The sequence below is a fragment of the Pseudoduganella danionis genome, from assembly GCF_009720775.1.
GTDB lineage: Bacteria > Pseudomonadota > Gammaproteobacteria > Burkholderiales > Burkholderiaceae_D > Rugamonas > Rugamonas danionis.
The window spans coordinates 91,734-105,845 of sequence record NZ_WNKW01000001.1 but is presented as its reverse complement, the minus strand read 5'-3'; the positions used below and the strand labels follow the sequence as shown (position 1 = coordinate 105,845).

Annotated in this window: 12 protein-coding genes; 3 read left to right on the top strand and 9 right to left on the bottom strand. The window is 57.6% G+C overall.

All coding sequences use genetic code 11. From position 1 onward, the window contains the following. Positions 1-275: 275 nt before the first annotated feature. The 5 genes from GM655_RS00515 to grpE all read right to left on the bottom strand — a co-directional run bounded on the left by GM655_RS00515 (position 276) and on the right by grpE (position 5,599). The gene (locus GM655_RS00515; protein WP_155432703.1) at positions 276-899 is read right to left on the bottom strand and encodes an ANTAR domain-containing response regulator; all 624 of its coding nucleotides are present in this window, start codon (positions 897-899) and stop codon (positions 276-278) included. Positions 900-964: 65 nt separating this feature from the next. Beyond that, positions 965-1,642: a carbonate dehydratase gene (gene can / locus GM655_RS00510; protein WP_155434038.1), complete on the bottom strand. Its 678-nt coding sequence runs from the start codon at positions 1,640-1,642 to the stop codon at positions 965-967. A gap of 90 nt (positions 1,643-1,732) precedes the next feature. Beyond that, a complete protein-coding gene (gene dnaJ, locus GM655_RS00505) occupies positions 1,733-2,857 on the bottom strand; it encodes a molecular chaperone DnaJ (RefSeq protein ID WP_155432702.1) in 1,125 nt (374 codons plus the stop codon). Positions 2,858-3,019: 162 nt separating this feature from the next. Beyond that, positions 3,020-4,963 (bottom strand): molecular chaperone DnaK, encoded by a 1,944-nt coding sequence (gene dnaK / locus GM655_RS00500; RefSeq protein WP_155432701.1) that lies wholly within the window; start codon positions 4,961-4,963, stop codon positions 3,020-3,022. Positions 4,964-5,056: 93 nt separating this feature from the next. Then, positions 5,057-5,599, bottom strand: a complete 543-nt coding sequence (gene grpE, locus GM655_RS00495; protein ID WP_155432700.1) for a nucleotide exchange factor GrpE — start codon at positions 5,597-5,599, stop codon at positions 5,057-5,059. Positions 5,600-5,892: 293 nt separating this feature from the next. Here grpE and GM655_RS00490 point away from each other — a divergent pair, with 293 nt between their 5' ends. From GM655_RS00490 to GM655_RS00480, 3 genes are all read left to right on the top strand, one after another. Then, on the top strand, positions 5,893-6,897 hold the full coding sequence (locus tag GM655_RS00490) for a TraB/GumN family protein (protein WP_155432699.1): 1,005 nt from the start codon (positions 5,893-5,895) through the stop codon (positions 6,895-6,897). A gap of 639 nt (positions 6,898-7,536) precedes the next feature. Beyond that, complete coding sequence (locus tag GM655_RS00485) at positions 7,537-8,115, top strand: hypothetical protein (protein ID WP_196308674.1); 579 nt, start codon at positions 7,537-7,539, stop codon at positions 8,113-8,115. Positions 8,116-8,117: 2 nt separating this feature from the next. Then, positions 8,118-8,954 carry a hypothetical protein gene (locus GM655_RS00480; protein ID WP_155432697.1) on the top strand — a complete coding sequence of 279 codons (837 nt, stop codon included), beginning with the start codon at positions 8,118-8,120 and terminating at the stop codon, positions 8,952-8,954. Between the two features lie 221 nt (positions 8,955-9,175). Here GM655_RS00480 and hemH read toward each other — a convergent pair whose 3' ends face one another. From hemH to GM655_RS00460, 4 genes are all read right to left on the bottom strand, one after another. Continuing rightward, positions 9,176-10,285, bottom strand: a complete 1,110-nt coding sequence (gene hemH, locus GM655_RS00475) for a ferrochelatase (protein WP_155432696.1) — start codon at positions 10,283-10,285, stop codon at positions 9,176-9,178. A gap of 85 nt (positions 10,286-10,370) precedes the next feature. After that, entirely contained in the window at positions 10,371-12,023 is a 1,653-nt protein-coding gene (recN, locus tag GM655_RS00470) for a DNA repair protein RecN (protein WP_155432695.1), read from the bottom strand. Between the two features lie 14 nt (positions 12,024-12,037). Further along, a complete protein-coding gene (locus GM655_RS00465) occupies positions 12,038-12,946 on the bottom strand; it encodes an NAD kinase (RefSeq protein ID WP_155432694.1) in 909 nt (302 codons plus the stop codon). Between the two features lie 160 nt (positions 12,947-13,106). Next, on the bottom strand, positions 13,107-14,051 hold the full coding sequence (locus tag GM655_RS00460) for a DUF3667 domain-containing protein (protein WP_155432693.1): 945 nt from the start codon (positions 14,049-14,051) through the stop codon (positions 13,107-13,109). Positions 14,052-14,112: the final 61 nt, after the last annotated feature.

The window sequence follows — 14,112 nt, the reverse complement described above, 5'->3', positions numbered from 1 at the left end:
CGTGTCTACACAAAAAAAAACGTCCACCCACACGCAAGCCATAAGCTCGGTGTACGGTAGACGTCGTTGTCTGGTGTACTCCACCGCCGTTGGCAGAGTGCATAAGCGCATCGTTGCGCTTGTCCTAGACTATGCAATGACTGTGCCAGCCATGCTGCACGGGGATGTCAGAGGGGTTAGCAAACGGAAAGGAAGCCAGCGCGGCGGCGCCGTGCCGCCCGATGGCGCAAAAAACGCACCGCTATTGCGCAGTGCATCATTTATGGGCGCCGGGCTTAACCCAGCAGGTCTTCCACATCGAGGATGCGCTGGGCCACTTCGGACAGCTTGAGGTTCTTGCTCATGGCCATGCTGCGCAGGCGCTGGTAGGCCTGCTCCTCGCTATAGTTCTGGCGCGACATCAGCAAGCCCTTGGCGCGCTCGATCAGCTTGCGCTCGGCCAGCTTGCTCTTGGTATCGGAAAGTTCATCCAGCAGCTTCTGCTCGCGCTTAAAACGGGCCAGCGCCACTTGCAGTACCGGCTTGATGCGCTCGCTGTGCAGGCCGGCCACGATATACGCGGACACGCCGGCCGCCACGGCGGCCTCCATGCTGGCCGTATCCTCGCTCTCCGTGAACATCACGATGGGGCGGCGCTCATCACGCGTGGCGATGACGATGTGCTCAAGCACATCGCGTGCGTCGGATTCGGCGTCGACAATGATCATATCGGGCTGCAACTGGGCGATGCGCTCGGGCAGATACATGTCGGGCGGTAGCGAGGCGATGATGTCATAGCCGGCCTCCAGCAGGCCGATGCGCAGCGCACGGGCGCGCTCGGTCTGGGCCTGCAGGGCCGGATCATCCTCGTCACCGGCCAGAATGACGGGATTGACAACCACGATGCGTAAATGTTTCATGGTCGGTAGTGGTGCGTAATATGGTTCATGCCCCAAGATGAAGCAAGAATCATGCAAACACCGGCTTAAGCACGTTCAGCAGCGTACTTAGCCAGCCGGTCGGCTACCCGTGGCGCCAGTTCGTCGCTGCCCGTGACGGTCATCTGCAGGTCGTGCAGCTTGCCGTCTTTCAGGCCGTACACCCAGCCATGCACGGTGACTTGCTGGCCGCGTTCCCATGCATCCTGCACGATGGTGGTCTGGCACACGTTCTGCACCTGCTCCACCACGTTGAGTTCGCACAGGCGCTCGGAGCGCTTGTTGGTCTCGACGATTTCGCCCAGATAACGCTCGTGCTTCTGGTTCACGTCCTGCACATGGCGCAGCCAGTTATCGGCCAGCCCCACGCGGGTGCCGACCATGGCCGCATGCACGCCCTTGCAGCCGTAATGGCCCACAATGATCACGTGCTTTACTTTCAGCACATCGATGGCGAACTGCAGCACGGACAGGCAGTTCAGATCCGTATGCACGACCACGTTGGCAATATTACGGTGCACGAACACGTCACCCGGTGCCAGACCGAGCAGCTCATTTGCCGGCACGCGGCTATCGGAGCAGCCTATCCACAGGTATTCAGGCGAAGCCTGTTGCGCCAGACGTTTGAAGAATTCGGGATCGCGTTCGATTTCCGATTCGGCCCAGCGGCGGTTATTGGCTAACAGACCACTCAAGGGCGACGTACTAATGTCCAGATCACTCATCATATTCCTCTCGTACATAACAAGACCGCCGCACTGCACCATAGCAGTACGGCGGTCCGATTTTAACAGGACGGGTAAAGCCAGCTTGCTTTACTCGAAGAAGTCCTTCACCTTGTCACGCCAGGTTTTGGTCTGCGGGCTGTGCTTGGCGCCGCCTTCCGTGGTCGACTTTTCGAAATCGCGCAGCAGCTCTTTCTGCTTGTCCGTCAGTTTCACCGGCGTCTCGACTGCCACGTGGCAGAACAGATCGCCCGCGAAGCCCGAACGTACGCCCTTGATGCCCTTGCCCTTCAGACGGAAAGTCTTGCCCGACTGGGTACCTTCCGGCACGGTGAACGCCACCTTGCCATTCAGCGTAGGCACTTCGATTTCGCCGCCCAAGGCCGCTTTGGCAAACGAAATCGGCATTTCGCAATGCAGGTCGTCGCCTTCGCGCTGGAATACGGCGTGCGGCTTGATGTGGATTTCCACATACAGGTCGCCCGACGGCCCGCCATTGGTGCCCGGTTCGCCGTTACCGGACGAGCGGATACGCATGCCATTGTCGATACCGACAGGAATTTTCACTTCCAGCGTCTTGTTACGCTTGATGCGGCCCTGACCCGAGCAGGCTGCGCATGGCTCAGGGATGATCTTGCCCGTGCCGTGGCACTTAGGGCAGGTCTGCTGGATGCTGAAGAAGCCCTGCTGCATACGTACCTGACCGTGACCGGCACAGGTCGAGCAGGTCACCGGCGACGTGCCGGGCTTGGCGCCCGTGCCGCTGCAGGTATCGCACTTGTCCCACGATGGTACGCGGATGGTGGTGTCGAAACCGTGCGCTGCCTGTTCCAGCGTAATTTCCAGGTTGTAGCGCAGGTCGGCGCCACGGTAGACCTGCGGGCCCGAGCTGCGGCCACGACCGCCGCCGAAGATATCACCGAAGATATCGCCGAACGCATCACCGAAACCGCCTGCACCGCCAAAGCCGCCTCCGCCGCCCATGTTCGGATCGACGCCAGCGTGACCATAACGGTCATACGCATCGCGCTTCTCCGGATTGGTCAGCATCTCGTAGGCTTCTTTGACTTCCTTGAATTTTTCTTCCGACTCTTTGCTATCCGGATTACGGTCCGGATGGTACTTCATCGCCAGCTTGCGGTAAGCCTTTTTGATCTCGTCTTCCGACGCGTTCTTGGCGACGCCTAGTACTTCGTAGAAATCTCGCTTTGCCATCTTGTCGGCACCTTGCTGTAGTTATTACGGGTGTAGACCTCCGGCGCGTTGGCACGCGCCGGAAAAATGCTCTACTGATTATGCTAAAAAGCCGAGCCGGTACCGCTTACACGGCCGATGGCTCGGCGCTCGACCTCCCCGCGCAGTGGCGGGGCGGGCGAATTACTTGCTGTCTTTGACTTCTTTGAAGTCAGCGTCTACCACGTCGTCCTGCTGTGGCTTGGCCTGTTCGCCAGCGTGGGCACCGCCTTCGGCACCAGCGCCACCAGCAGCTTGCTGGGCTTGCATGTCAGCGTACATCTTCTCGCCCAGTTTCTGCGAAGCGGTCGACAGCGCAGCCACTTTGGCGTCGATGTCGGCTTTGTCGCCAGCCTTGATCGAGCCTTCCAGATCGGTGATAGCTGCTTCGATCTTCTCTTTCTCGCCAGCTTCCAGCTTGTCGCCGTATTCGGTCAGCGATTTGCGGGTCGAGTGCACCAGTGCGTCGGCCTGGTTGCGCGCTTCGGCCAGCTCTTTCACTTTCTTGTCTTCTTCGGCGTTCAGCTCGGCGTCCTTCACCATCTTCTGGATCTCTTCTTCGGTCAGACCGGAGTTCGCCTTGATGGTGATCTTGTTTTCCTTGCCGGTGGCCTTGTCTTTCGCGCCGACGTGCAGAATGCCGTTGGCGTCGATGTCGAAGGTCACTTCGATCTGCGGGGTGCCGCGTGCTGCTGGCGGGATACCTTCCAGATTGAATTCGCCCAGACCTTTGTTACCGGCAGCGATTTCGCGCTCGCCTTGGTAAACCTTGATGGTCACGGCTGGCTGGTTGTCGTCAGCGGTCGAGAACACTTGCGAGAACTTGGTAGGAATCGTGGTGTTCTTGTGTATCATCTTGGTCATCACGCCGCCCAGCGTTTCGATACCCAGCGACAGCGGGGTTACGTCCAGCAGCAGCAGGTCTTTGCGGTCGCCCGACAGTACCGAGCCCTGAATCGCAGCACCAACGGCCACGGCTTCGTCAGGGTTCACGTCTTTACGTGGGTCTTTGCCGAAGAACTCTTTAACTTTTTCCTGCACCTTAGGCATACGGGTCATACCGCCGACCAGAATGATGTCGTCGATGTCGGTAACCTTCACGCCCGCATCCTTGATGGCGGTGCGGCATGGTTCGATGGTGGCGTTGATCAGCTCTTCCACCAGCGATTCCAGCTTGGCGCGGGTCATCTTCAGGGTCAGGTGGACCGGTGCGCCGTTCGCCATGGCGATGTACGGCTCGTTGATTTCGGTCTGCTGCGAGGACGACAGTTCGATCTTGGCGCGCTCGGCCGAAGCTTTGATACGCTGCAGAGCGATAGGATCTTTTTTCAGATCCAGACCGTTGATCTTCTTGAACTCTTCGATGATGTAGTCGATCACGCGCTGGTCGAAGTCTTCACCGCCGAGGAAGGTGTCGCCGTTGGTCGACAGCACTTCGAACTGCTTCTCGCCGTCTACGTCAGCGATTTCGATGATCGAAACGTCGAAGGTACCGCCGCCGAGGTCATACACGGCGATCTTGCGGTCGCCCTTGTCGGTCTTATCCAGACCGAAAGCCAGCGCAGCAGCGGTTGGTTCGTTGATGATACGTTTGACGTCCAGACCAGCGATACGGCCGGCGTCTTTGGTGGCCTGACGCTGCGAGTCGTTGAAGTAGGCTGGCACAGTGATCACGGCTTCGGTGACTTCTTCACCGAGGTAGTCTTCTGCCGTTTTCTTCATTTTGCGCAGCACTTCTGCGGAAATCTGTGGTGGCGCCAGTTTCTTGTCGCGCACGCCGATCCATGCGTCGCCGTTGTCGGCTTTCATGATCGAGTAAGGCATCAGACCGATGTCTTTCTGCACTTCTTTTTCTTCGAACTTACGGCCGATCAGACGCTTGACCGCAAACAGGGTGTTCTTAGGATTGGTGACCGCCTGACGTTTTGCAGGGGAACCCACCAGAATTTCGCCATCTTCTTGATAAGCAATGATCGATGGAGTGGTACGCGCGCCTTCCGCGTTTTCGATCACTTTTGGCTGACCGTTTTCCATGATGGAAACGCAGGAATTCGTGGTTCCCAGATCGATACCGATAATTTTGCCCATGATGTTCTTCCTATTATGCTTTAAGTTTCAGATGCTACGAATATGTGGAATTACTGTTTGTTTTCAAGAGCCTAAATTGGCTTCAGGAAAAAATTATTTGGCTTGCGCCGCGGTCACGATGGCTGGGCGCAGCAGGCGGTCAGCGATCATATAACCTTTTTGCAACACGGAAACCACGGTGTTGGCTTCCTGATCCGCTGGCACCACGGCAACTGCCTGATGTTTGTTCGGATCGAGTTTCTCGCCCTGTGCCGGCATGATTTCCAGCAGACGGTTCTTCTCGAAAGCGGAATTGAGCTGTTTCAGCGTCATTTCCACGCCTTCCTTGAGCGATTCCAGCGTTGGCGCTTCGACTTTCAGCGCCATTTCCAGGCTGTCTTTCACCGGCACCATGGCTTCGGCAAAGCTCTCCACGGCGAATTTGTGGGCTTTCGCCACATCTTCCTGCGCACGGCGGCGGATGTTCTCGCCTTCGGCTTTGGCACGCATGAATGCGTCCTGCATTTCTGCCAAGCGGGCTTCGGCGCTGGCCAGCTGCTCTTCCAGAGATGGCTGGTCAGGAGTCGATGGCGGAACCGGTGCAGCGGCTTCTGCCGCTTCTGGATTAGGTACGGCTTGATTTTCCTGATCTTGCATCTAAAGACTCCTACTATCGTATTTGTTTGACAAAACTTCTAACGGCACTGACCGCAAATGGGGCGTGAGTCCCTGTTTTCAAGGGCGCCAGCGCTGCGGCTATGCCACTAGGACATCGCCAGTGCAGTTTCCGGGAGGAAAAATCACGCGCACAACGAACTGCGCAACTCCCGACAACTGACTATTTTAACAGGCTAGCACTCACCGACGGCAAGTGCTGATTACGCTGTTGCACAGGAATTGAACTATCATTGCATTTCTCTTAACTATTACTGAAAGCGTAAGAGACTCCCATGAAATTCAAACAAATCATTATTACTGTCGCGTTCTGCTTTAGCGCCAGCGCTGTATGGGCGCAGGAAGCCGCGCCTGATCCTGAACAGGATGCCGGACAAGTGCTGGTACACGGGCAGCGTCCCGGCCCCGGCATGTGGAAAGTCTCGAAAGACGAGCATGTGCTGTGGGTGTTTGGGCGCTATGGTCCGCTGCCCGCAAAAATGGAATGGCGTTCGCACGAGGTGGAAGCGGTGCTGGCCCAGTCACAGGAATATCTGGCGGAACCCGATGCATCGGCCAAGGTCGGCATCTGGGGCGGCATTAAACTGGCCGCGTCACTGCCGCAACTCTGGAACATCCAGAAGAACCCGGACGGCGCCGTGTTAAAAGATGTGGTGCCGCCGGAGACTTACCAGCGCTGGTCTGTGCTCAAGGATAAGTACATGAGTCAGGATGACGAGGTAGATCGTTACCGCCCGTATTTTGCCGCAAGCAAACTGTACAACGCGGGACTGCAGCATATAGGTCTATCCAACAAGGACGAAGTGGGACCTGCCATTAACAAGCTCGTCAAGCAATACAAGCTCAAGTTCACGCCTGCCAGGGTGGAAGTTGATTTGTCCGATGCCAGCAAGCTCTTCAAAGAATTTAGCAAAACCGGTCTGGACGACGCAGCCTGTTTCGCCAGCACGCTAGCGCGACTGGAAGCGGATATCGACCGCATGCGCGTGCGCGCCAATGCGTGGGCGATCGGCGATATCGAGATGATCCGCAAGCTGGACTATAACGACCATGAAGGCACCTGCCGTGCCGCCCTCGAAGGCAGCGCGGCTTTCCAGAGCCGTCCCGATCTGCGCGAGGCACGCAGCAAAACGCGCGAGATATGGCTGCACAATGCCCAGCAGGCACTGGAAAACAATACCATCACCTTTGCCATGCTGCCCCTGAAGGAAATCCTGTCGCCGACGGGATTGCTCACGCACCTGCAGGCCAAGGGCTACAAGGTGGTAGCGCCCGAGTAAGCCGCCTAGACTAATCTCCAGCACTATGTTCTAAGGCAACCACACGCACGCTTGCATGACATTGGCCATCTTACCAGCCGTGCTGATGCCCCCACGAGCGGCCTGTATTGCAGAGATCGTATCCTCAGCACCTTCGGCCGACAAGCCAAAGCAGTGCTAAGCGACACACAGGTACAGCATGCTCTCAAGTCCAACTGATGGTCGACCTCGACTGTCACCTTTCGGGGAATCCGGCAAGATAGCTGAGATCAGCGACGGCCTAGGTGTCGCGGCAACAATCCCGGCGAGGAGACGGTAGCGCCGCGTCAACTTCTTTATGTGGGCGTACTCGGCATCAAAAAACTCGATTGCATAAACTGGCAGTCAGCTAGTCAAAAACATCAAAGTGCCAGCTCCGGCTAGCCCCCTGGAGCCCGGCGATAAAATCAGTGCTTCCTCAACAAGACGATTATCACCTTTGACGAGGTCGCTTAATTGTGCACAAGCTAGCCTCTAATTCAGTGTCCGCAGTATCTTCACTTTTTCCGATGAAATGAATTACTGCGCCAAATCCGCAGGTACCGAGAGATTTCTGATGAACTTCTGGAGATTGAAGATGTCTATATTTCTATCAACTCTAACAACCTTCGAAAGTTTCTAATGAGAGTATTTCTGTCCTGTTCTGGCTGGCTAATGATGGCGCTCTTATCAATCCACGCGTCTGTGTACGGCGAAGGGCGGCACACCGCCGGGGCTATGCCGGAAGAGGCCCTGAAGATGGCTCTCTTTTATGCAGCCCACCCACGTGAAATCACGCTTGAGCACATTCAGCGACACACCTTACGGAAATTAAAACTTTCAGAGTGCGCAGATTATGGTTCGTTAAGACAATGCACCTACTCACCGGCAGAAGGTGGCATCGATGCATCCGGTCTGCAAACGGTCACCGTTAGCTATTCAGCAAAGGGCGCATCGCGCGGCGGATCCATTTTATGGAGGTTCTCTCCGAACCCATGTCTTTCCGCTGAGACTGTTACCAGACTTCTGGGAAAAACAAGTTTCACGTCTGAATTGCCACCGACGTTTTATCAGGCACCGGGAACACCGGAGTCAATCGCTCCAAGCCCAGAATACAAGACCTATAAATCAAAAGATTGGAACCCCGAAGTCAGGGTAGAAACGGTCACAACTAAATGCTTGGAGATGATCGCATTAAATGCCCAACTTACTAAGGAGTAATCATGACAACTAACGTCACTTTTCCTATCGAATTTACGCTAAAAAATTTTCACACTCCGAAAGCAGATTCATATGTCAGTAATTTTTTCGCAAACAATGGTCATATTGTAATGGCACCCGACAACAGGTCCTTTTATAAAAGCGCTGGCCACGTAAATGGTTTGGAGAAGAATGGCACCATCTACATCGGTACTCAATCGATCGACAACTACGCTAAAAAAATGGACATTCCTCCAGTATGGGCTGCTAGGGACTTAGCCATTCATGAGTTGGGACATGTGGCCTATCAACAACGTGACTATGAATCAAATCCCGGCGACAACGCTCCCATGTCAGCGAAAATCGATTGGTGCCTAAATCGGGAAGCAGAAGCTACCTTTTTTTCCTTTACCGTCGCAATGGAGAATCACGCACAAGGTGGAAATTTGCACGTACCCGGTACTGATTCAGTACCAGATTTATATAACGCAATGCTGTCAGCGCTTGTAGGCATTGATACGCGCTCTTCCCTGTACGAAAAAATGGGCATTGACTTTGCTAAGGACATTTTCGCGCATGACAACAAATATATTACGTATTGCAGTGATCCCAATAACTGGAAAAAGCCTGCCTATGTTACGCCCACTGAACCAGCCGAATCTGGTGGTGGTGGTGGTGGTGGTGGCGGCGGATTTGGCGGTTCGGTAGCGGGATATACACCAGAGCCTGGCGGCTATTGGAGAGAAGTACCTCCGAAGAATCCCAGCGACATCACCACACATCTGTCATCAGGTTATGATGCGATACGCCTAGTAGGGGTTAGCGATCCTCTGACTCACTCTGAGCACCCGACTATTTAGTACGTCATTATCACAAACAATATGCCGCTAGACTTAGCGTAATTGAGCATTTCTCCTGATAACGCTCCACCTTGGCAATACCTTTCCAGCCTATCCCGCCCAGCTAGCGACAGTCGACTGCATCAGTTTGGCGAGAACAACGCTTAACTCAATCACGCCTTACCTACAACCTATTCATATCCTGTAACGCGCGTGTTATGTCTGATCAAGATGCATAACGATTAATCGGTGGCGCCCCGCTCCAGCGCGGCGGCACGGGCGACCTGCGCATCTTTTTGCTGGGCTTCCCGTTCCGACGCGGCCAGACGGGTAGGCCAGCCGATCAGGTGCGGCTCGATGATGTCGGCCATGGCGGCGATCCATGCAGGACTATCGTTCAGGCAAGGAATGTAGTGGAACTGCTGGCCACCGGCCTGTTCGAACTCGTGGCGTACTTCCAGCGAAATCTCTTCCAGCGTTTCCAGACAGTCGCTGGTAAAGCCGGGGCACAGCACATCGAGACGCTTGACGCCATCGCGCGCCAGTTGCGCTACGGTGGGTGCCGTGTAAGGCTGCAGCCACTCGGCCTTGCCGAAGCGCGACTGGAAGGTGACCATGTATTGATCGGGCGTCAGTTGCAACGAAGCGGCCAGCAGACGCGCCGTTTTCAGGCATTCGCAGTGGTACGGATCACCCAGCATCAGAGTGCGCTTGGGCACGCCGTGGAAGCTCAGTACCAGTTTATCAGGCTGGCCATGCTGATCCCAGTGCGCCAGCACGCTGTCGCGCAGCGCGTGGATATACGCCTCGTTATCGTGATAGTTGCGCACGAAGCGCAGCTCGGGGATGTTGCGCACCGTGCCGTAGTGCTGGAACGCGGCATCGTAGATCGAGCCGGTGGTGGTGCCCGAATACTGCGGATAAGCGGGCAGCACGGCGATACGATTGATGCCTTCGGCCTTCAACTGCTTGAGCACTTCCGGCAGCGCAGGCGAACCGTAGCGCATTGCCATCACCACCTTCAGGTCGCTGTGGCCACGCTGCAGCAGTGCCGCTTCCAGCAGCTTAGCTTGCGCTGCCGTGTAGATCTTCAGCGGCGAACCTTCCGGCGTCCAGATGGTCTGGTACTTGGCTGCCGATTGGCCGGAACGGAACGGCAGGATGATCAGGTTGAGGATGAACCACCAGACGGCGCGCGGAATTTCCACCACACGCGGGTCAGACAGGAATTCCTTCAGATAGCGCCGGACGGCCGATCGCGTAGGCGCATCGGGGGTGCCCAGATTGACTAAAACGATGGCACTGCGACTAGCACTACCGTGCTGGTAAGAAGGTTCGGTCTGAAAACTCATGGGCCTTGTGCTCGAAATGTCTAGGACAAAATTGGATTATAGTGAAGAAGCGCAGCGCCTGTCTGCGGGCGGCACGCGTATCGCTTCAGGATGCTAGCAGTTCGCGTGCATGTTTGCGCGTGGTGGCGGTAATTTCCAGCCCGCCCAGCATACGGGCCACTTCTTCCACCCGTGCTTTGGCATCGAGCACTTCGATGCGCGAAGCCGTCTTGCCGTTTTCCAGCGTGCCTTTGGCCACCTGGAAGTGCTGGCCCGCCTGACTGGCCACCTGCGGCAAGTGGGTCACGCACAGCACCTGACGCTGCTGGCCCAGACGGCGCAGCAAGCGCCCCACCACTTCGGCCACGCCGCCACCGATGCCGCTATCGACTTCGTCGAAAATCAGCGTAGGCACGGTAGTCGCGTTGGAAGTGATGACGGAAATCGCCAGCGCAATGCGCGCCAGTTCGCCGCCCGATGCCACTTTGGCCAGCGAACGGGGTGCCACGCCAGCGTGGCCCGCTACCAGAAACTCCACCTGCTCCAGCCCGTGCGCGCTCGGTTCACCACTGTGCAGGGCAATCTCGAAGCGCCCGCCCGTCATGCTCAGATCCTGCATGGCCTGCGTCACCGCGTCGGACAACTGGCGTGCGGCCGTGCTGCGCGTGGCCGACAGTTGCTGCGCCTGCGTCATATACTGCGCCTTGAGCTGCTGCTCCTGCTGGCGCAAGCCGTCGATATCGCTGGCATCGGCCATCTGCGCGAGTCGTGTCGATAGCTGCTCGTACTCTTGCGGCAGCTGGTCTTCGCTGACGCGGAATTTGCGCGCCGCCGAGTGGATCGCTTCCATGCGCGCTTCCACCGACTGCAGACGCTGCGGATCGAGATCGACCCGGTCCAGATAATCGTTGAGCGCATACACGGCTTCCTGCAACTGGATGCGCGCCGGTTCGATCAGATCGACGATGGCCTGCAGGCCGCTATCCACACCGGCCAGCTTGCCCAGCTTCTGATTCAGGCTGGAGAGCTGGGAGATAATCGGCTGCTCGTCCGCTTCCGACAGTAGTGCCAGCGCTTCCTGCGCGCCTTCCAGCAGACTGGCCGCATGCGACAGCCGGCTATGCTCGTTACTGACTTCGCTCCACTCGCCCGTTTTCACGGCCAGCTTTTCCAGTTCGTTGACCTGCCATTCCAGCCGCTCGCGCTCATACAGCACATTGGCCGCATTGGTCTCGAATTCTTCCACCTGCTTGGCCAGCGCACGCCATGCCTTGTAAGCTGCGCTGACGGCGCGCACCTGCGCATCGGCACCGGCCTGACCATCGAGCAGGCCGCGCTGGGCATCAGTTTTCAGCAGCGACTGGTGGGCGTGCTGGCCGTGGATATCCACCAGCAGATCGCCAAGGTCGCGCAACTGCGTGGCGGTAGCGGCAATGCCATTGATATAGGCTTTGCTGCGACCGGCGTTGTCGATCACGCGGCGCAGCAGCGCACCGCCCTCTTCCACCGCAAACTCGTTGGCGGCCAGCCATGCGTCGGCCGCTGCGTTGGCAGCGAAATCGGCCGTGATATCGGCCTTGGCTGCGCCTTCGCGCACCACCGAAGCATCGCCACGGCCGCCCAGCGCCAGCGTCAGCGCATCGATCAGAATGGATTTGCCGGCGCCCGTTTCACCCGTGAATACAGTAAAACCGGCAGAAAACTCCAGTTCGATGGTGTCGACAATAACGAAATCACGGATGGACAGGGTACGCAGCATAGCGATGAGTGAGATTAATTGAGTTTGCCGTCGTGCGAAGGATGCTCGTTCCAGTGCAGCTTCTCGCGCAGCGTGTTGTAGTAGCTCCAGTCTTCCGGATGCAGGAAGGTGATGGTGTGCGGCGAACGCCGGATCACGATCTGGTCCTGCCAGGCCAGACTGGCAAAGGTCTGCATATCGAAGTTCACGCTGATGTCGCGGCCACGCACGATTTCGACCACGATCTCGCTGGTTTCGGACAGCACGATAGGCCGGTTGGACAGCGCGTGCGGCGCAATCGGCACCATCACGATGCCGCCCAGACTAGGATGCAGCAACGGGCCGCCAGCCGACAGCGCGTAAGCAGTGGAACCGGTAGCAGTAGAAATGATCAGCCCATCAGAGCGCTGGTTGTACATGAAGTGGCCGTCCACATCGACGCGCAGTTCGGCCATGCCGGCGCCGGCGCCGCGTGCCACCACCACGTCGTTCACGGCCAGCCCCAGATGGATGGTGGCACCCTCGCGCACGACGCGTCCTTCCAGCAGCGTACGGCGGTCGGCCTTGTAACGGCCACCCAGTATCTGCGCCAGCACATCGAGCATGCCATCGAGCGGAATATCGGTCATGAAGCCGAGCCGGCCCTGATTGATACCGATCAGCGGCACATCGAACGGCGCCAGTTGGCGTGCGATGCCCAGCATGGTGCCGTCGCCGCCCATAACGATGGCGGCATCGCAGTGGGCACCGATTTCGGCTGCCGTCATCACCCGCACCTGCGGCAGGCTCAATGCCAGATGCTCGGCCGTCTGCGCTTCGAACACCACCGCATGGCCAGCGTTCTGCAGGAATTCCACCACGCTGCGTACGGGAGCGGCAATACCGTCCGTATTCTGGCGCACGACCAGAGCGATGGTAGGAAAAGCGGCTGGCGTGGCAGTCATAGAAGTCTCGGCTAAGGGGTGGATCGGCGACACGCAGCAGAGTAACCCATATCGCCTGCTTGTGCCATGATCCGCCCTTGGACTGTATGTTTAAACAGTATTGCGCGCAGTATAGTGTGGCCGCCGCCAGACTGCAAGGAGTGGCGGCGGCCGTGGCGTTTTAGTGGCCGATGGTCATGATCCCGGCCAGCATGGAGCCGGCCACGGCTAGGCCGATCAGGATGGAGTAGAACGACATCAGCAGCAGCCAGCGCAGGAAAGTCGTACCACGGCCGCTGTTGTAGACGCGCCGCATGGCCCATGGCAGATAGCCGAGCAGCCAGCACCATAGCACAAATTGCACAAAGCCCCAGGGCACCAGCAGCATCAGGATAAAGATGAAGTAGGCAAAGGCGTTGGTGTGCAGCGCGAACAGCAGATGGTCGCCAAAGCGCCGGCCCGAGCCCAGATACAGCACTTTCAGCAGCAGCGCGAACACCGGCATCAGAGCGAAGATGGCATACGGCGCATAGTGGTAGAAGCCGTTCTGGAACACCTTGATTTTCTCGGCCGATGGTAGCTTGTCGAAAGCATCGAGCTGATGGCGGGCGGCAGGCCAGCCATCCAGATAGCTCTTCAGCTTTTCATTGCCGTCGATGTCGATACGGGTCTCGTCGGCGGCCGTCTCCTGAGCCTTCTGCGGTATCTTATCCTGCGCCTTTTCCGCGGTTTTGGTCGCGGCGGCAGCATGCTCCTGCGGCGCGTCGTTCCCCTCCGTCATGCCGGGCGAAAACGTACCGGAGAATTTCAGCAGTGCGAAGAACAGCAGGCTCAGCGTCAGGTACAGCCGCAGCGGCTGGACAAAGCGCACGCGGCGGCCACGCATGTATTCAAGCGTGAGCACGCCGGGGCGGAACAGCAGCCGCATCACGGTGCCCCACAGCTTGCCCTCGAGCGCCACATAATGGCCCACGAACTCGTGCAGGAACTCGCCCACACTGGCATGGTGGAGTATGGCTTCCTGTCCGCAATGGGAGCAGAACTGCCCCGTCAGCACGGTGTCGCAATTGGGGCAATGGGCTGGCGCCGCGTGGGCATCCGCAACCGGCGTAACGGCAGTATTCATGCAGGCAGTCCGTATCTTAAGATGGTCTAAATGATAACCGTACTCGCTCCGGCTTGTCACG

Bases quoted from the DNA above. Each gene is read 5' to 3' on its own strand.
- GM655_RS00485 (WP_196308674.1), top strand. From the start codon at position 7,537: ATGAGAGTATTTCTGTCCTGTTCTGGCTGGCTAATGATGGCGCTCTTA.
- dnaJ (WP_155432702.1), bottom strand. From the start codon at position 2,857: ATGGCAAAGCGAGATTTCTACGAAGTACTAGGCGTCGCCAAGAACGCG.
- recN (WP_155432695.1), bottom strand. From the start codon at position 12,023: ATGCTGCGTACCCTGTCCATCCGTGATTTCGTTATTGTCGACACCATC.
- GM655_RS00515 (WP_155432703.1), bottom strand. From the start codon at position 899: ATGAAACATTTACGCATCGTGGTTGTCAATCCCGTCATTCTGGCCGGT.
- can (WP_155434038.1), bottom strand. From the start codon at position 1,642: ATGAGTGATCTGGACATTAGTACGTCGCCCTTGAGTGGTCTGTTAGCC.
- dnaK (WP_155432701.1), bottom strand. From the start codon at position 4,963: ATGGGCAAAATTATCGGTATCGATCTGGGAACCACGAATTCCTGCGTT.
- GM655_RS00480 (WP_155432697.1), top strand. From the start codon at position 8,118: ATGACAACTAACGTCACTTTTCCTATCGAATTTACGCTAAAAAATTTT.
- hemH (WP_155432696.1), bottom strand. From the start codon at position 10,285: ATGAGTTTTCAGACCGAACCTTCTTACCAGCACGGTAGTGCTAGTCGC.
- GM655_RS00490 (WP_155432699.1), top strand. From the start codon at position 5,893: ATGAAATTCAAACAAATCATTATTACTGTCGCGTTCTGCTTTAGCGCC.
- GM655_RS00465 (WP_155432694.1), bottom strand. From the start codon at position 12,946: ATGACTGCCACGCCAGCCGCTTTTCCTACCATCGCTCTGGTCGTGCGC.
- grpE (WP_155432700.1), bottom strand. From the start codon at position 5,599: ATGCAAGATCAGGAAAATCAAGCCGTACCTAATCCAGAAGCGGCAGAA.
- GM655_RS00460 (WP_155432693.1), bottom strand. From the start codon at position 14,051: ATGAATACTGCCGTTACGCCGGTTGCGGATGCCCACGCGGCGCCAGCC.